The sequence below is a fragment of the Streptomyces sp. NBC_00210 genome (genome assembly GCF_045160975.1).
In the GTDB taxonomy this organism is placed as follows: domain Bacteria; phylum Actinomycetota; class Actinomycetes; order Streptomycetales; family Streptomycetaceae; genus Streptomyces.
In genome coordinates, this window is record NZ_CP108120.1 from 2,913,707 (window position 1) to 2,931,014 (window position 17,308).

Genomic DNA, 17,308 nt, shown 5'->3' on the forward strand with positions numbered 1-17,308 from the left:
AAACGGGCTGAGCCGCGGGCCGGGCCAACGGCCGGGCGAACCGCTGAGCGCAGACGAAGGCCCGTCCCGTGCCCGCTGGTCACAACCAGTGCGCGGGACGGGTCAGCCCAGCCGGCAGCCTCGTCGCCGCGTCGCCCTTCGCCGCATTGAGCTGCGGCTGGGTGAGGAAGATGCTGCCGGTCAGATCCGCACCCGATAGATCCGCGTCCCTGAGGTCGGCCCCGATGAGGTCGGCGAGACGCAGATCGGCGCCCGTCAGATCCGCCGCGATGAGATACGCCCCGCGCAGACTGGCGCCCCTGAGGTCGGCGCCCCTGAGCCTCGCCCCGATCAGGTCCGCTCCCCTGCGGTCCTTCTTCTTGCGTCCGGCTCCGGCCCGGACCAGTTCGCTCGTACCGAGCAGCAGCACATTGACGTCCTGCCGGTGCGAGGCCACATCAAGCTTCTCCAGCTCGTCCGGGCCCAGCCCGGTGAGCCGCTCGGTCTTCTCCAGCAGTACCTGGATCTCGCCGTGCAGCGAGCGGGCCCGGGGCAGTTGCAGCGCCTCGGTCAGATACCAGAGCAGCTCATGCAGCTGCCGAACGACGGGGAACACCGCGAACATCTGCTGCGCGCTCTCAGGCGCCTGCCGCCAGTCCCTGCCGCCGAAGGTGATCTGGGAGACCTTCTGTCCGGCGCCGAAGCAGTCGTAGACCGTGCAGCCCGGAAAGCCGCTCTGCCGCAGCCGGGTGTGGATGCCGCAGCGGAAGTCCGTCCTCAGGTTGGGGCACGGCGTCCCGGCGTCCTTGTTGATCGCGAAGTCCGCCGACGCGGTGAACGGCAGCGCGGCACAGCACAGCCCGAAGCAGCTCCCGCAGTCGGCCTTGAGGGCCCGGTCCTCGGGTTTCGCGGTCGCGGTGTCCATCGGTCCATTGTGAAGGACCCCCGGCGCACGGGCGCCGGGGGTCCGTCTCTCAACTGCCGGGCGTCAGCCGCACAGGCCCGCCGGGCGTTCCCGGGTGACCAGGTCGGTCCAGCCCGTCGTGCCGTCGATCCAGACCACCTGCCGGCCGGAGACCGCGGCCGGGGAGAGCTGTTCGCCGCGGTTGCAGGAGACCCGCTCCTGGCGCGAGCCGTCGGTGGTCAGCTGCCACAGCTTCGACAGCGACTCATTGCCGAACACGACGTCGGGCTTCGCGCCGTTCACGGTGACCGCGGTGTCGGATGCCGTGAGGTCGAAGGCCAGCAGCGCGGTCGGCTTGCTCTCGGAGCTGATGTCCACCGTGTCGGTGCCGTCCAGGCTTGAGCGGCGCACGGCCATCTGGCCCTCGTCGTTCAGATTCTCGTCCACCAGCCAGAAGGCGTGCGTGGAGTTGATTCCGGTCTGGCCGAGGATCTGCGGCTCGCCGAGCTGCTCCGCGAGGGCGGCCTTGCCGGTCTTGAGGTCGTAGACCTCGACGCCCAGCTTGTAGTCCTCCGGGGTCGGATACAGCTTGGCGTAGGCGAGCTTCCCGTTCTTGATCGACGGGAGCGCGGTGAGGATCTCCCAGCCCGCGCCGTCCACGAAGGTGGGCGTGCGGTCGCCCGGGCGCAGATAGCCCACGTGCCGGTCGCCGAAGATCCCGAAGCTCTCGAAGACGACGACGCCGTTCTCCACCCGCAGGCCGCCGACGTCGGTGGTCGAGGTGTAGAGCTTCTTGATCGGACCGCCCGCGAGGGGGCGGGAGAGGATGTCGAGGCTGGTCGTGCCGTACGCCGCCCAGACGACCGTCTTGCCGTCGGTCGCCGGGTACACGTGGTAGCGCCCGTCGTTGGGGCTGATCAGCTTCGGCGCGCCCTTGCCGTCCGTACGCCCCGCGTACACGGAGTACGGCTCCGAGCCGTCGTCGTTGGACTGGGAGGCGGTCCACCAGCCGCCGCCCGCCTGCGCTCCGGTGCCGGCCGTGTTGACCTTGCCGAGGAGCTGGTCGGAGTCGACGCCGAGGGCGTCCTCCCAGCCGGGGACGATGCCGTGGGCGTTGAAGGAGCGCTTCACCGCGGTGAGCTCCTTGGCGCTGACGCCGAGGTCCTTGGCCGCCGCGAGCACGGCGTTGCGGCCGTCCGTGAAGCCGTCGAGCGGCGTCATGTACTCGGAGAGCGCCTTGTAGACGATGCGGTCGGCGAGCTGCCCGCCCACGTCCTGGCGCAGGTCCCACAGGGCGCCGGAGAAGATGGTGGAGTTGAGGTGCACACCGCCGTTGTCGGCGGCGAAGGTGACCCCGAGGAAGTTCTTCGAGGTGGTCGCGCCGTCGTTGAGGTTTCGGAAGGCGCAGTCGCGCGGCTTGGTCGTACGGCAGAGGTCCTCGCCGATCAGACCGGCGTCCGGGTCGTCCATCGAGACGCCGGAGGCGGTGGTGTCGATCGCGTTGCCGAAGTAGTCGGCGAGCGCCTCGTTGAGCGCACCGGACTGGCCGGCGTAGACGAGGTTGGCGGTGCTCTCGACGACACCGTGCGTCATCTCGTGGCCCACCACGTCGAGGTCGGCGGAGAGCGGCTTGTACTCCTCGTCGCCGCTGCCGTAGACCATCTTCTGGCCGTCCCAGAAGGCGTTGACGTACGGACCGCCGAAGTAGGTCACGCCGACCAGCGAGTTGATGGTCATGCCGCGGCCGTCGAGGCTGTCGCGGGCATGGTTCTTGCGGTAGTAGTCGTAGACCTTCCCGGCCGCCCAGTGGGCGTCCACCGCGCCGGCCTCGGTGGCGTCCTTGCCGAATTCCTTGGCCGGGCCGCTGAACTCCTTCAGCCCGGCCGGCCAGGCGCCGGACACCTCGCTGACGTCGCGGCCGCGGGCGTCCCAGGTGGTGAGGGAGTTCTTGCTGGTGTCCACCATCCGCGAGCGGTCGGACATCACATACGTGTTGGCGGCGGAGTCGAGGTAGAGGTCGAGGTCCACCTTCGCGCTGTCGAGCTTGACGCCACTGCCCGTGACGAGGGTGCCGGGGTCGGCCGCGGCCGCGCGGGCACTGCCCGTGGGAGCCGCCTTCGCCGTGCCGCCGGACGCCGCGTTCGGCGTCGCCGTCAGCGTCTTGATGCCGCTGAACTGGAGCACCGGGTAGCCGGCGTGGGCATCGATGTAGACCTGCTGCAGCACCGGTTCGCCGGTGCTGGGGTTCGTGCCGCGTACGGTCACGTGGTGGGCCAGTACGCCCTCGCCGCGCGGGACCACCACGAGGCCGCCGACCGTCGCCGTGAGCGCGGCCGCCTTGGCGGACCTGGCCCCCTTGCCGCGTATCGCGTCGGCCTTGCTCAGCGTCTTGCCGCCGAGGCGTCTGGCGGTCGCCGCGAGGGCGCGGCGCTCCGCGGTCTCCTTGCTGACCGTCGCCTTCGTGTCCGTCTTCAGGCCGGTGAAGTACTTGCCGGAGGTGCCGGTGACGACGCGCTTGCCGCCCTTGGTCTCCATCCGGACCACGTACTGGCCGCCGAACACCGGGATGCCGTGGTGCTTCTGCTGCAGCCGCACGGTCTCTTCCGAGCCATGTTTGACGGTGCCCAGCGGCGCGAGGTCGCGCCGCGCGTCGGCGATCTTGTAGCGGCTTTCCTTGGCGGCGAGATGGCCGCGGGCCGCGTCGGCGGGGCTGGCCTTGGCGTCCGCCGCCTCCCGGATTCCGTCGACGAGCGACGGGGTGGCCGTCTCGGCCCCCGGGATGACATCGGCGGGCGGTGCGACGGCCGGCGGGGTGACCGCCTGCGCCGGTACCGCGGTGAGCAACAGCCCGGCGACGCCGAGCAGAGTGGCGAGACCGGTCCCCCTGGTCATGCCCGATCTCTGTGTGCTTGTTCTGGCCTTGCGCACAGTTCGTACCCCTCCCACGTGCTGGTCAAGCCGTAAAGGTGGTCATGGCCATGCAACCCGGGGGACACCAACCGATCAATGTGGCCGACGTGTTGACAAGTGGACACGCACACTTGTGTGGCCCGTGAAGAGGGAGTGAGAATCCGAGGCATGACCGAGGGGGAATTGCACACCCTTGGCCTGGGGGAGGCCGAGGAACGCACCTATGAGGCACTGCTCAAGGAACGGGCCGCCGGGGCGGAGGAGTTGGCACGGCTGCTCGGGCTGCCGAGGGAACGGCTCGACCTGCTGCTCGGCCGGCTGGTCGAGCACGGCCTCGCGCTGCCCGCGGTCGGGGACGGGCTGCCGCATCCGGCCGCACCCGCCGCCGCGATCCGTACGCTCATCCACCGCCGCCAGGCCGAACTGCACTTACGCTCCGCCGAGTTGGAGCGATTACGGATGACCGCGGACCAGCTGGCGGGCCGGCTGATGTCCGGGTCACCCAGCGCGCCCGAGTGCGGTATCGAGGTGGTGACGGGCCCGCGGGCGATCGGCGAGCGGGCGGAGTATCTGCTGGCGTCGGCGGAGCGGGAGGTGGCGATCCTGGACCGCCCGCCGTATGTGAAGGGACCACGGGGTGACGACAGTTCCCGCACACCGGGGCTGGACATCGAAGCGCTCCTCGACCGGGGTGTGGAGGTACGGACCGTCCTGGACCGGGACGGGCTGGCCTCTCCCGGGCGGATGCGCTCGGTGACGGTCCTGGTCGAACAGGGTCTGCGGGCACGGGTGGCGACCGCGGTCCCCACCAAGCTGATCGCCGTGGACCGGCGGATCACCCTGCTCCCGCCGACGGACGCGGCGGACCCCAGGGCCACCGCGCTGGTGGTGGGCGACGCGCTGCTGCGCAACGCGCTGATGCCGCTGTTCGAAACGGTCTGGGACCGGGCCACCCCACTCGGCGGCACGGGCGGGGCGTGCGCCGCGCTCCCGAAGGCGCAGAAGGAGCTGCTGGGTCTGCTGGCGGCGGGCCTGAAGGACGAGGCAATCGCGCGCCGTCTGGGCGTCCACGTCCACACGGCCCGCCGGCGGATCAGCAGCCTGCTGGAGACACTGGGCGCGGAGACCCGCTTCCAGGCGGGAGCGCAGGCGACGTTGAGGGGTTGGCTGGACTGACAGCCACAACCGGGCAAGATGTCCGAATGACGTGGCACAGCCGTACGAGCACGACAACCACGACGCCCGCTGGGCGGGGCATGGGCCGGGACGGGGCGCGCCAGGCGGACGGGGCCGCCGCGACGGACCGGGCATCCCGGGACCGCGACGCGACGCGCCCGCCGGACGGGGCCGCCGTGGCCCGCGCGGACGGTCGCAAGCGGCGCGCAGGCAGCGCCGTCCGCGCAGGCGGCAGACGCGCGCGTCCATTTCTGCTCGTCGTGCTGCTCGGGCTGACCCTGAACTCCTGTGCCGGGCCCGCGTCCTCCGCCACCCGCCCCAAGGCCACCGGGTCCGGCGAGTCCGCTGCGCGCGCCGCCGCGCCCGAGCCGCGGTCGTCGGCGGTTGCTTTCGCCGGGGCCTCCTCCGTCGGCGTGCTCATCGACTCGCAGGGCGAGCACTTCTGTACCGCCAGCGTCGTGAACAGCCCCAAGGGAAACGTCATCGCCACCGCAGCGCACTGTCTCCAGGACGCCGGTGGCGATCCCGCCTACGAGCCGGGCGAGCTGGAGTTCGCGCCCGGGTTCACGGGGCAGGGCAAGGGGACCTATCCGTACGGGCGCTGGAAGGTCGGCTCCGTACACCTCGACGAGCGCTGGACCGACGACGCCGAGGACGCCGATGCCGCCGACTACGCGTTTTTGACCCTGGCGCCGGATGCCAGGGGCCGTCAGGTGCAGAAGGTCGTCGGCGCCGCCACCCCCGACTGGTCGTCGGCGCCCGACCGGCGGGTCACCGTCGTCGGCTATCCCAACAAGCAGCACAACCCGGGCAACCTCCCCATCGCCTGCACCACCGACACCCGCCCCGACCCGGACCTGCCTCAGACGTTGCTCATGGAGTGCGCGGGCTTCTGGGAGGGCACCAGCGGCGGCCCCTGGCTGGCGGACTATCGGGACGCCAAGCACCAGGGCCGGCTCATCGGCGTGCTGAGCGGTGGCGACACCGACAGCGAGTCGACGGCCGCCCTCTTCGACGACCGCACCCGCGAGCTGTACGAAGAGGCCGCGGGCAGATAGCGCGAAGGCCCGGCGGCAGGCGTGCCGCCGGGCCCTTCGGCCGTGGATCAGGCCGCGGATCAGGCATCAGGCCGGGGATCAGGCCGCGGCCGTCACCGGCATCTCGGCCGGCGAGAGCGCGATCTGAAGCACCTGCCGGACATCCGTCACCGGGTGGACCTCCAGCTTGTCCAGGATCTCGGCCGGGACGTCGTCCAGGTCGGGCTCGTTCCGCTTGGGGATCACGACCGTCGTGATCCCGGCCCGGTGTGCGGCGAGGAGCTTCTGCTTCAGACCGCCGATGGGCAGCACCCGCCCGGTCAGTGACACCTCACCCGTCATCGCCACATCCGTACGCACCTGGCGTCCGGAAAGCAGCGACGCCAGCGCAGACGTCATGGTGATGCCCGCGCTCGGCCCGTCCTTCGGCACCGCGCCCGCCGGGAAGTGGATGTGCACGCCCCGGTCCTTCAGATCGGCCACGGGCAGCTCCAGTTCGGCGCCGTGCGAGCGGAGGAAGGAGAGCGCGATCTGCGCGGACTCCTTCATCACGTCGCCGAGCTGCCCGGTGAGCGTCAGCCCCGCCGCGCCCGTCTCCGGGTCGGCCAGCGACGCCTCGACGAACAGCACGTCGCCACCCGCGCCGGTGACCGCGAGACCGGTGGCCACACCGGGCACGGCGGTCCGGCGCTCGGCCGGGTCCTGCGCGGACTCGGGCACATGGTGCGGCCGTCCGATGAGCGCCCGCAGATCGGTGTCGGCGATCGTGAACGGCAGCTCGCGCTCGCCCAGTTCGTGCTGTGCCGCCACCTTGCGCAGCAGCCTGGCCACCGAACGCTCGAGGTTACGGACGCCCGCCTCCCGTGTGTACTCGCCGGCCAGCTTGCGCAGCGCCGAGACCTCCAGGACGACCTCGCCGGGCTCCAGACCCGCCCGCTCCAGCTGGCGCGGCAGCAGGTGGTCCCGCGCGATGACGACCTTCTCGTCCTCGGTGTAGCCGTCGAGCCTGACCAGCTCCATCCGGTCGACGAGGGCCTCCGGGATGGCTTCGAGGACGTTCGCCGTGGCCAGGAACACCACGTCGGACAGGTCGAGTTCGACCTCCAGGTAGTGGTCGCGGAAGGTGTGGTTCTGCGCCGGGTCCAGCACTTCGAGCAGGGCGGCCGCCGGGTCGCCCCGGAAGTCGGAGCCGACCTTGTCGATCTCGTCGAGCAGGACGACCGGGTTCATCGAACCGGCCTCCTTGATCGCCCGGACGATACGGCCGGGCAGCGCCCCGACGTACGTACGCCGGTGTCCGCGGATCTCCGCCTCGTCCCGGACGCCGCCGAGCGCGACCCGGACGAACTTCCGCCCCATCGCGTGCGCGACGGACTCGCCGAGCGAGGTCTTGCCGACTCCCGGCGGGCCGACGAGGGCGAGAACCGCGCCCCCGCGCCGCCCGCCGACCACGCCGAGCCCCCGGTCGGCGCGCCGCTTGCGCACCGCCAGGTATTCGGTGATCCGTTCCTTCACGTCCTGAAGGCCCGCGTGCTCGGCGTCCAGGATCGACTTGGCGCCCTGGATGTCGTACCCGGCCGCGCTGTCATCAGTTCGCTCGTTCCACGGCAGTTCGAGGACGGTGTCCAGCCAGGTGCGGATCCAGGAGCCCTCGGGGTTCTGGTCGCTGGACCGCTCCAGCTTCTCGACCTCCTTGAGGGCGGCTTCGCGTACCTTCTCGGGCAGGTCCGCGGCCTCGACGCGGGCGCGGTAGTCGTCGGACTCGTCCTCGCCGCCCTCGCCGTTGAGCTCGCGCAGTTCCTTGCGTACGGCTTCGAGCTGGCGGCGCAGCAGGAATTCGCGCTGCTGCTTGTCGACGCCTTCCTGGACGTCCTTGGCGATGGACTCGGCGACGTCCTGTTCGGCGAGGTGCTCGCGCAGCTGCTCGGTGGCGAGCTTGAGCCGGGCCACCGGGTCGGCGGTCTCCAGCAGTTCGATCTTCTGTGCGGTGGTCAGGAACGGTGAGTAGCCGGCGTTGTCCGCGAGCTGCGAGACGTCGTCGATCTGCTGGACGCGGTCCACGACCTGCCAGGCGCCGCGCTTCTTCAGCCAGTCGGTGGCCAGCGCCTTGTACTCCTTGACCAGGTCGGCGAGCTGGCCGGGCAGCGGTTCGGGCACGCTCTCCTCGATACGGGAGCCTTCGACCCAGAGAGCCGCGCCCGGACCCGTGGTGCCGGCGCCGATCTTCACCCGGCCGCGGCCGCGGATGAGCGCGCCGGGGTCGCCGTCGGAGAGCCGGCCGACCTGCTCGACGGTGCCCAGCACGCCGATCCCGGGGTAGTTCCCGTCGATGCGCGGAACAAGCAGGACCGTGGGCTTGCTTGCACCACTGGATCGGGCGGCGGCCTGAGCGGCCTCCACCGCGGCTCGTACGTCGGTGTCGGACAGGTCGAGCGGCACCACCATTCCGGGCAGCACGACCTCGTCGTCGAGCGGCAGCACGGGCAGTGTGAGCGGCGTGAACGCGGAGGACTCAGCAGCCATGATCTCCCCTTAGGCAGTGAAGTTGAGCTGTACGGACTCAATGCACAGGGCGGGTGAGATGTTCCCGAGCCGCCGTTCGCTCTCAGCGATCAAGGCTCACGCCTTGCGGCAGGGCTCGGATGTAATAAGCCCACGTTGTGTTCAGTCATTACATCGGCCCGCTCACCGGAATAGTCCGCGCTCCGGCGGCCTGATCCCACATGCTGGGGCCATGAGCCGTAAGCGTGTGCGACGACGGACGACGACGGTGGGCATGGTGCTGGCCCTTGGGCTCGCGGCAGGGTGCGGGGCATCGGCGAGCGGCGACGGCGGCGATGACGGCGGCTCGGCGCCGGGCACGTCCTCGGCGAGCTCACCATCGCCGTCGGGCGCGCCGTCGACGTCGGGCGCACCCTCGCCGACGGCCTCCACCTCGCCCGTCCCGGCGCGGACGCTGGTCGAGATGACCGTCACCGGCGGCTTCGCCGGCGTCAACGACCGCCTCGTGGTCCAGGACGACGGCACATACAAGACGTACAAGAAAACCGGACCCGGCCGTTCCGGCCGGATGACACCCGCCGGGCTGGCCGCGCTGCGCCGGGCCCTGGAGAAGGCGGACTTCGCGCATCTCCCCCGCGAGGCCACCAAAAGCCCCGTCGCGGACGGCTTCACCTACCGGATCACGTACGAAGGCCACACCGTGACCACCGACGACACGGCGCGGCTAGCCGCCCTGCGGGAGGTATTCGCCGCGCTGCCGGACCACTGACCCGCGGACCTGGACGACCGACCGGCGCCCCTGGGCCCGGCGGCGCACCAGCGGCCAGCAGGCGACCCCGGACAGCAGGGCGAGCGGATGGCCCCAGACGGTGAGCGGATCCTCGAAGGCCACCGCGTCCTGGACGAGCATCAGGAAGACAAAGCCGAGCAGCGTCACGCGTGGCACCGGGCGGAGCAGTCCGGCCAGCGCGCCGATGCTCGCCATCAGGCCGAAGCTGATGCCGTAGTCGAGGCGGTGCAGCGAACTGGCGGGCAGCTGCCCGCTCACCACCCACACCGCGACCGGTACCTCGGTGGCCAGCGTCGCCGCGACGTGGCCCGCCAGGAAGACCCCAGCGGTGCGCCAGCCGCCGATGCGGCGTTCCAGCGCGGTGAGCACGAAAAGGAAGGCGACCGCGTACGGGGACGCCAGGCCGCCGGCGACCCACAGGGCGCTCGCGCCGAGAACGAGCAGCGGCGTATCGGCCAAATGGGCGACATCGGTGCTGGAGCCACGCAGCAGCGAGGAGACGGTTGCGGGGTCGCCGTACTCCGCGAAGAGCGAGGTGACGATCAGCACGAGGATGTAGCAGAAGGTGAACGGCGTCCCGGTCGGCGTGGGCAGCAGGTGGAGCGCCCGCCGCCAGAGCGGCAGCCGTAGGCACGGGGCAGGCAGGGGCGTGGGCGGCAGCGCGGGCGTCGCCACCCGCGCCGGCGCCGTGCGCTGGGCCGGAATACCGCCCAGCAGCTCCCTGCCCGTGGCCGGATCGCGTGTCGTCAGCTGGTCCACGCGTGAGGCCCCTCTCGTCAAGCCCCCGAACGATCCCCCACCCAACGCGATCACCATCCCCCTCGTCTATGACGTGCGCCACACGAAGCAACCCGCGCACCGGCGCGGGCGTCGTGGCCACGCCAGACTGCGCCGACCAGCTGTGCAGCGGCTGTGAGAGGGCTGTGCGGCACACCCGGTGAACCGGCCCGCGAGGGGGCGGGGCGGGTGCAGCCCCCGCGCCCCGAAACCGCTCAAACCGCGCGCCCCGAAACGGCTCAAACCATTTGTCCCGCCCGCCCCGTCCCGCGACCATGGCCACTTAGCCGCCCCCAGGAGGTCACCGCCGATGCCCCTGCACGCCGATACCGCCCCCGTCACCCTCGACCGCCGCGAGGGCCCCCACGGCGAGGTCGTGCTGCGGCAGCGCGGCGAGCACCACGAGATCATCGCCAACGGCTGCTTCCTCATGGACACCTCCGACGGCCGCTCCGAGCGGCTGCTCGTGGACGCCGCGTACGACGCACTCGCCGCCGCCGGCCGGACCGCCCCCGCTCTGCTCATCGGTGGACTCGGCGTCGGCTTCTCCCTGGCCCGCGCCGCCGCCAACCCCCACTGGCGGCACATCGCCGTCGTCGAGCGCGAGCAGGCGATCATCGACTGGCACCGCTCGGGGCCGCTGGACCGGATCTCCGGCGACGCGCTCACCGACCCCCGCAGCGTGATCCTCCACACGGACCTCGTCACCCACCTCCGCACGACCACGGACCGTTACGACGCGCTATGTCTGGACATTGACAACGGCCCCGACTGGACCGTCACCGACGACAACGAGAACCTCTACTCACCGGCCGGACTCGCCGCCTGCCAGGGCCGGTTGGAGCCGGGCGGGGTGCTCGCCGTGTGGTCCGCGCAGCCCTCTCCCGCTTTTGAGGATGCGTTGCGGAATGCCGGATTCACCGGGGTAAGAACCGAAGAGATCCGGGTTGCCCGAGGCGTACCGGACGTGGTCCACCTCGCCGTTCGCCCTGCGTAGCCGGGATGCCGTCCATGCCCTTACGCTGCTGACCTACACACGGGATCTACACCGGCATGCAGCTCGCGAGAACGCGTACAGGGGCGGGGCCATGGAGCAGACACACACCACGCACAACGGCGTCGCGGCCACGCCCGGCGCGCAGCGCCGGGTGCTGGTCGTCGAGGACGACTCGACGATCGTCGATGCCATCGCCGCCCGGCTGCGGGCCGAGGGCTTTGTGGTCCAGACGGCCGCGGACGGCCCGGCCGCCGTCGACGCGGCCGAGGCCTGGCAGCCCGACCTCATGGTTCTCGATGTGATGCTGCCGGGCTTCGACGGCCTGGAGGTCTGCCGCCGGGTCCAGGCACAGCGCCCGGTCCCGGTCCTGATGCTCACGGCGCGCGACGACGAGACCGACATGCTCGTGGGCCTCGGCGTCGGCGCCGACGACTACATGACCAAGCCGTTCTCGATGCGCGAGCTCGCGGCCCGGGTGCATGTGCTGCTGCGCCGCGTGGAGCGCGCCGCTCTCGCCGCGGTGACCCCGCGCAGCGGGATCCTCCGCCTCGGCGAGCTGGAGATCGACCACGCCCAGCGCCGGGTCCGGGTGCGCGGTGAGGACGTGCATCTCACGCCCACCGAGTTCGACCTGCTGGTCTGCCTGGCGAACACGCCGCGTGCGGTCCTCTCCCGCGAGCAGCTGCTCGCGGAGGTGTGGGACTGGGCCGACGCCTCCGGCACCCGTACCGTCGACAGCCACATCAAGGCCCTGCGCCGGAAGATCGGCGCCGAGCGCATCCGTACCGTCCACGGTGTCGGCTACGCGCTGGAGACGCCGGCGCCATGAGAGGGCGGCGCTGGGGGCGACGTCCCGGCCGCGAGAGCCGGCGGGACCGGCCGTCCGGCCGCGCCAGTCGGCGGAGCCGGCTGCGGTCCGTCTCCATCTCGATCAAGACCAAGCTGGGCACACTCGTCGTCGTCTCGGTCTTCATCACCACGGGCCTGCTGCTGGTGGCCGTGCGCACCCAGACGGAGCTGCGCTTCATCACCGTCTTCTCGGTGATCGCCACCCTGCTGATCACCCAGTTCGTGGCGCACGGTCTGACCGCGCCGCTGGACGAGATGACCACCGTCGCCAAGGGCATATCGCACGGCGACTACACCCGCCGGGTGCGCGGCGCCGACCGCCGGGACGAGCTCGGTGACCTCGCCTCCACGATCAACCGCATGGCGGACGATCTGGAGGCCGTGGACCAGCACCGCAAGGAGCTGGTCGCCAATGTCTCGCACGAGCTGCGCACCCCGATCGCCGCACTGCGCGCCGTCCTGGAGAACGTCGTCGACGGGGTCTCCGCCGCCGACCCGGAGACCATGCGCACGGCGCTGAAGCAGACGGAACGCCTGGGCCGGCTGGTCGAGACGCTGCTGGATCTGTCCCGCCTCGACAACGGCGTCGTACCGCTGCGGGCCCGCCGCTTCGAAGTGTGGCCGTATCTCTCGGGCGTGCTGAAGGAGGCCAATCTGGCCGCCGCCCAGCGCGGTCTGACCTCCGGGTCCGGCCATCACACCCGTACCGACGTGCATCTGCACCTGGATGTGTCGCCGCCCGAGCTGACCGCGCACGCGGACGCGGAGCGGCTGCACCAGGTGGTGGCCAATCTGATCGACAACGCGGTCAAGCACTCGCCGCCGCACGGCCGTGTGACGGTACGGGCCCGGCGCGGCCCGCTGCCCGAGTCCCTGGACCTGGAAGTGGTCGACGAGGGCCCCGGCATCCCGGAGCAGGAGCGCCACCGGGTCTTCGAGCGTTTCAACCGGGGCACCGTCACGGCCCCGCACGGCAAGGGCAGCGACGGCGGTACGGGCCTGGGCCTCGCGATCGCACGCTGGGCGGTCGATCTGCACGGCGGCCGCATCGGGGTGGCCGAATCGTCCCGCGGCTGCCGCATTCTCGTGACCCTGCCGGGGGTCCCGGCGGCGCGCGGTTGACGTAGGGTGCGAACCGGAAGCGCGCGTTCTGCGTGTACGCAGTGAGGGCGTGGCCGCAATCCGGCTCAGTAACCCGTCAGGTGTACGAGCCGACCGGCCGCGGCCGCAGATTTTCGCCCGGCGTCAGCCGCTCCGGTGGAGCCGAGGCTCCCGTCGGAGTACCCAAGGGCACCCGCGGTGATGCAGAACCACGCTTGTTTCCCGCCATTCCTTCGCACGAAACACGCTCTTCGGTGTGACTTGCGCGACGATGACCAGCCCGGCCTGCACCTCCAGGCCAGGGAGGCGTAGCCTTTATTTCCGCTGTCCATCACCTTGTGAAGCGGAAGAGGGCGGTTGCCGCCGTGTCGTCTCAGTCCCCCAGTAACTCGAGCATCTCGGCCGACCAAGGCGGGCAGGGTAAGAACCCTGCCGCCGCGTTCGGTCCCAATGAGTGGCTCGTCGACGAGATCTACCAGCAGTACCTCCAGGACCCGAATTCGGTCGACCGTGCCTGGTGGGACTTCTTCGCCGACTACAAGCCGGGCGGCGCGGGTGCTACCGCCGCAGGGGCGAAGCCGGTGAGTGAAGCCCCCGCCGCGGACGGATCCGCGCCTTCGGGAGCCGGGGCGGGTGCCCAGGGTGCCGTAGCCGCGGGGGCTGCGGGTACCGCGGCCCCGGCCGCCGCTGCGACCCCCACCGCCAACGGCGCGGCTCCGGCTGCCACCGGCACCGCCGCGCCACAGGCCGCTCCCGCCGCGCAGGCTCCCGCCGCGCAGCAGGCGGCCCCGGCCGCCCCGGCTCCCGCGCCGGCGAAGCCTGCCGCCGCGCCCAAGCCTGCGGCTGCTGCCGCCGGCAAGGCGCCCGAAGGCGCGGAGGTCGTGCCCCTGCGCGGGCCCGCCGCCGCGGTCGCGAAGAACATGAACGCCTCGCTGGAGATGCCCACGGCCACCTCCGTGCGCGCCGTCCCGGTGAAGCTGCTCTTCGACAACCGCATCGTCATCAACAACCATCTCAAGCGCGCCCGCGGTGGGAAGGTCTCCTTCACCCACCTCATCGGGTTCGCGATGGTGCAGGCCATCAAGGCCATGCCGTCGATGAACTGGTCGTACACGGAGAAGGACGGCAAGCCGGTCCTGGTCAAGCCGCCGCACGTCAACTTCGGCCTGGCCATCGACCTGGTGAAGCCCAACGGTGACCGCCAGCTGGTCGTCGCGGGCATCAAGAAGGCCGAGACCCTGAACTTCTTCGAGTTCTGGCAGGCCTACGAGGACATCGTCCGCCGCGCCCGCAACAACAAGCTGACGATGGACGACTTCACCGGCGTCACCGTCTCGCTGACCAACCCCGGCGGCCTGGGCACCGTCCACTCCGTGCCGCGTCTGATGCCCGGGCAGTCGGTCATCATGGGCGTCGGCTCGATGGACTACCCGGCGGAGTTCCAGGGCACCTCCCAGGACACCCTGAACAAGCTGGGCATCGCCAAGGTCATGACGCTGACCTCGACGTACGACCACCGGGTCATCCAGGGCGCCGCCTCCGGCGAGTTCCTGCGGATCGTCGCCAACTTCCTCCTCGGCGAGGACGGCTTCTACGACGACATCTTCGAGGCGCTGCGCATCCCGTACGAGCCGGTCCGCTGGCTCAAGGACATCGACGCCAGCCACGACGACGACGTCACCAAGGCCGCACGTGTCTTCGAGCTGATCCACTCCTACCGGGTCCGCGGCCATGTCATGGCCGACACCGACCCACTGGAGTACCGCCAGCGCAAGCACCCCGACCTGGACATCACCGAGCACGGGCTCACGCTGTGGGACCTGGAGCGCGAGTTCGCGGTCGGCGGCTTCGCCGGCAAGTCCCTGATGAAGCTGCGCGATGTGCTCGGCGTGCTGCGCGACTCGTACTGCCGCACCACCGGCATCGAGTTCATGCACATCCAGGACCCGAAGCAGCGCAAGTGGATCCAGGACCGGGTCGAGCGCCCGCACTCCAAGCCCGAGCGCGAGGAGCAGCTGCGGATTCTGCGCCGCCTGAACGCGGCCGAGGCCTTCGAGACCTTCCTGCAGACCAAGTACGTCGGTCAGAAGCGGTTCTCGCTGGAGGGCGGCGAGTCCGTCATTCCGCTGCTCGACGCGGTCATCGACTCGGCCGCCGAGTCGCGCCTCGACGAGGTCGTCATCGGCATGGCCCACCGCGGTCGTCTGAACGTCCTGGCGAACATCGTCGGGAAGTCGTACGCGCAGATCTTCCGGGAGTTCGAGGGCAACCTCGACCCGAAGTCGATGCACGGCTCCGGCGATGTGAAGTACCACCTGGGCGCCAACGGCACCTTCACCGGTCTGGACGGCGAGCAGATCAAGGTCTCGCTGGTCGCCAACCCCTCCCACCTGGAGGCGGTCGACCCGGTTGTCGAGGGTGTCGCGCGCGCCAAGCAGGACGTCATCAACAAGGGCGGCACGGACTTCACGGTCCTGCCGGTCGCCCTGCACGGTGACGCGGCCTTCGCCGGCCAGGGTGTCGTCGCCGAGACGCTGAACATGTCGCAGCTGCGCGGCTACCGCACCGGCGGCACGGTCCACATCGTCATCAACAACCAGGTCGGCTTCACCGCCGCCCCGGAGTCGTCGCGTTCGTCCATGTACGCGACCGACGTGGCCCGCATGATCGAGGCGCCGATCTTCCATGTGAACGGCGACGACCCGGAGGCCGTGGTCCGCGTCGCGCGGCTCGCCTTCGAGTTCCGCCAGACGTTCAACAAGGACGTCGTGATCGACCTCATCTGCTACCGCCGCCGCGGTCACAACGAGGGCGACAACCCGCAGTTCACCAACCCGCAGATGTACACCCTGATCGACAAGAAGCGCTCGGTGCGCAAGCTGTACACCGAGTCGCTGATCGGTCGCGGCGACATCACGCTGGAAGAGGCCGAGCAGGCGCTCCAGGACTTCCAGGGCCAGCTGGAGAAGGTCTTCGCGGAGGTCCGCGAGGCCACTTCGCACCCGGCCCCGGCGCAGGTCCCGGACGCCCAGCCCGAGTTCCCCGTGGCCGTCACCACCGCGGTCTCCGAGGAGGTCGTGAAGCGGATCGCCGAGTCCCAGGTCAACATCCCCGACCACGTCACCGTCCACCCCCGTCTGATGCCTCAGCTGCAGCGCCGGGCGGGCTCGGTGGAGGACGGCACGATCGACTGGGGCATGGGCGAGACGATCGCCATCGGCTCGCTGCTGATGGAGGGCACCACGGTCCGGCTCGCCGGCCAGGACACCCGCCGCGGCACGTTCGGCCAGCGCCACGCGGTGCTGGTGGACCAGAAGACGGGCGAGGACTACACCCCGCTGCTGTACCTCGCCGAGGGCCAGGCGCGCTTCAACGTCTACGACTCGCTGCTCAGCGAGTACGCGGCGATGGGCTTCGAGTACGGCTACTCGCTGGCCCGTCCGGACGCGCTGGTCATGTGGGAAGCGCAGTTCGGTGACTTCGTCAACGGCGCGCAGACCGTCGTGGACGAGTTCATCTCCTCCGCCGAGCAGAAGTGGGGCCAGACCTCCGGCGTCACCCTGCTCCTGCCGCACGGCTACGAGGGCCAGGGCCCGGACCACAGCTCCGCCCGCCCGGAGCGCTTCCTCCAGCTGTGCGCGCAGAACAACATGACGGTCGCCATGCCGACCCTGCCGTCGAACTACTTCCACCTGCTGCGCTGGCAGGTGCACAACCCGCACCACAAGCCGCTGATCGTCTTCACCCCGAAGTCGATGCTGCGTCTGAAGGCCGCGGCGTCGAAGACGGAGGAGTTCACCACCGGCGGCTTCCGCCCGGTGATCGGCGACGACACAGTGGACCCGAACGAGGTCCGCAAGGTCGTCTTCTGCACCGGCAAGGTCTACTACGACCTCGAGGGCGAGCGGGTCAAGCGCGGCGTCAAGGACACCGCGATCATCCGTCTGGAGCGGCTGTACCCGCTGCCGGGTACCGAGCTGCAGGCCGAGATCGCCAAGTTCCCGAACGCCGAGAAGTACCTCTGGGTGCAGGAGGAACCGGCGAACCAGGGTGCGTGGCCGTTCATCGCGCTCAACCTGATCGACCACCTGGACCTTGCGGTCGGCGCGGACATCCCCGGCGCCGAGCGCCTGCGCCGGATCTCGCGTCCGCACGGCTCGTCCCCGGCGGTCGGCTCGGCCAAGCGCCACCAGGCGGAGCAGCAGCAGCTGCTCAACGAGGTCTACGAGGCCTGACCGGTCGTACGCCATAAAGGGCCCGGCACCGAGTTCGACTCGGAGCCGGGC

Annotated in this window: 11 protein-coding genes; 7 read left to right on the forward strand and 4 right to left on the reverse strand. The window is 70.7% G+C overall.

The annotated features are described in order from the left end of the window. Positions 1–79: 79 nt before the first annotated feature. The gene (locus OG729_RS13025; protein ID WP_360881838.1) at positions 80–904 is read right to left on the reverse strand and encodes a pentapeptide repeat-containing protein; all 825 of its coding nucleotides are present in this window, start codon (positions 902–904) and stop codon (positions 80–82) included. Between the two features lie 63 nt (positions 905–967). Then, positions 968–3,775, reverse strand: coding sequence for a M4 family metallopeptidase (locus OG729_RS13030; protein ID WP_405806136.1), 2,808 nt, complete (start codon positions 3,773–3,775; stop codon positions 968–970). Between the two features lie 186 nt (positions 3,776–3,961). On the opposite strand from OG729_RS13030, the gene OG729_RS13035 reads away from it, so the two are divergent. Both OG729_RS13035 and OG729_RS13040 read left to right on the forward strand, forming a co-directional pair. Beyond that, on the forward strand, positions 3,962–4,969 hold the full coding sequence (locus tag OG729_RS13035) for a helix-turn-helix domain-containing protein (RefSeq protein WP_405806137.1): 1,008 nt from the start codon (positions 3,962–3,964) through the stop codon (positions 4,967–4,969). 26 nt (positions 4,970–4,995) lie between these two features. Then, on the forward strand, positions 4,996–6,027 hold the full coding sequence (locus tag OG729_RS13040) for a trypsin-like serine peptidase (RefSeq protein WP_405806139.1): 1,032 nt from the start codon (positions 4,996–4,998) through the stop codon (positions 6,025–6,027). A gap of 78 nt (positions 6,028–6,105) precedes the next feature. Here the strand turns inward: OG729_RS13040 and lon are convergent, their stop codons facing one another. Then, positions 6,106–8,529, reverse strand: a complete 2,424-nt coding sequence (lon, locus tag OG729_RS13045; protein WP_405806141.1) for an endopeptidase La — start codon at positions 8,527–8,529, stop codon at positions 6,106–6,108. Between the two features lie 211 nt (positions 8,530–8,740). On the opposite strand from lon, the gene OG729_RS13050 reads away from it, so the two are divergent. Further along, entirely contained in the window at positions 8,741–9,277 is a 537-nt protein-coding gene (locus OG729_RS13050; RefSeq protein WP_405806142.1) for a protealysin inhibitor emfourin, read from the forward strand. Here OG729_RS13050 and OG729_RS13055 read toward each other — a convergent pair. Continuing rightward, on the reverse strand, positions 9,233–10,057 hold the full coding sequence (locus OG729_RS13055; RefSeq protein WP_405806143.1) for a rhomboid-like protein: 825 nt from the start codon (positions 10,055–10,057) through the stop codon (positions 9,233–9,235). The two genes, OG729_RS13050 and OG729_RS13055, sit on opposite strands and share 45 nt — an antisense overlap. Before the next feature lie 328 nt (positions 10,058–10,385). Between OG729_RS13055 and OG729_RS13060 the strand changes: the two genes are divergently transcribed. The 4 genes from OG729_RS13060 to OG729_RS13075 all read left to right on the forward strand — a co-directional run bounded on the left by OG729_RS13060 (position 10,386) and on the right by OG729_RS13075 (position 17,257). Further along, positions 10,386–11,072, forward strand: coding sequence for a spermidine synthase (locus OG729_RS13060; protein WP_405806145.1), 687 nt, complete (start codon positions 10,386–10,388; stop codon positions 11,070–11,072). Positions 11,073–11,163: 91 nt separating this feature from the next. Beyond that, positions 11,164–11,901 (forward strand): response regulator transcription factor, encoded by a 738-nt coding sequence (locus tag OG729_RS13065; RefSeq protein WP_404724139.1) that lies wholly within the window; start codon positions 11,164–11,166, stop codon positions 11,899–11,901. Further along, on the forward strand, positions 11,898–13,043 hold the full coding sequence (locus tag OG729_RS13070; protein ID WP_360881820.1) for an ATP-binding protein: 1,146 nt from the start codon (positions 11,898–11,900) through the stop codon (positions 13,041–13,043). Before OG729_RS13065 ends, OG729_RS13070 begins: the two co-directional genes overlap by 4 nt. A 344-nt stretch (positions 13,044–13,387) precedes the next feature. Beyond that, positions 13,388–17,257 carry a multifunctional oxoglutarate decarboxylase/oxoglutarate dehydrogenase thiamine pyrophosphate-binding subunit/dihydrolipoyllysine-residue succinyltransferase subunit gene (locus tag OG729_RS13075; protein ID WP_405806148.1) on the forward strand — a complete coding sequence of 1,290 codons (3,870 nt, stop codon included), beginning with the start codon at positions 13,388–13,390 and terminating at the stop codon, positions 17,255–17,257. The last annotated feature ends 51 nt before the right edge of the window (positions 17,258–17,308 follow it).

Bases quoted from the DNA above. Each gene is read 5' to 3' on its own strand.
- OG729_RS13025 (WP_360881838.1), bottom strand. From the start codon at position 904: ATGGACACCGCGACCGCGAAACCCGAGGACCGGGCCCTCAAGGCCGAC.
- OG729_RS13030 (WP_405806136.1), bottom strand. From the start codon at position 3,775: ATGACCAGGGGGACCGGTCTCGCCACTCTGCTCGGCGTCGCCGGGCTG.
- OG729_RS13035 (WP_405806137.1), top strand. From the start codon at position 3,962: ATGACCGAGGGGGAATTGCACACCCTTGGCCTGGGGGAGGCCGAGGAA.
- OG729_RS13040 (WP_405806139.1), top strand. From the start codon at position 4,996: ATGACGTGGCACAGCCGTACGAGCACGACAACCACGACGCCCGCTGGG.
- lon (WP_405806141.1), bottom strand. From the start codon at position 8,529: ATGGCTGCTGAGTCCTCCGCGTTCACGCCGCTCACACTGCCCGTGCTG.
- OG729_RS13050 (WP_405806142.1), top strand. From the start codon at position 8,741: ATGAGCCGTAAGCGTGTGCGACGACGGACGACGACGGTGGGCATGGTG.
- OG729_RS13060 (WP_405806145.1), top strand. From the start codon at position 10,386: ATGCCCCTGCACGCCGATACCGCCCCCGTCACCCTCGACCGCCGCGAG.
- OG729_RS13065 (WP_404724139.1), top strand. From the start codon at position 11,164: ATGGAGCAGACACACACCACGCACAACGGCGTCGCGGCCACGCCCGGC.
- OG729_RS13070 (WP_360881820.1), top strand. From the start codon at position 11,898: ATGAGAGGGCGGCGCTGGGGGCGACGTCCCGGCCGCGAGAGCCGGCGG.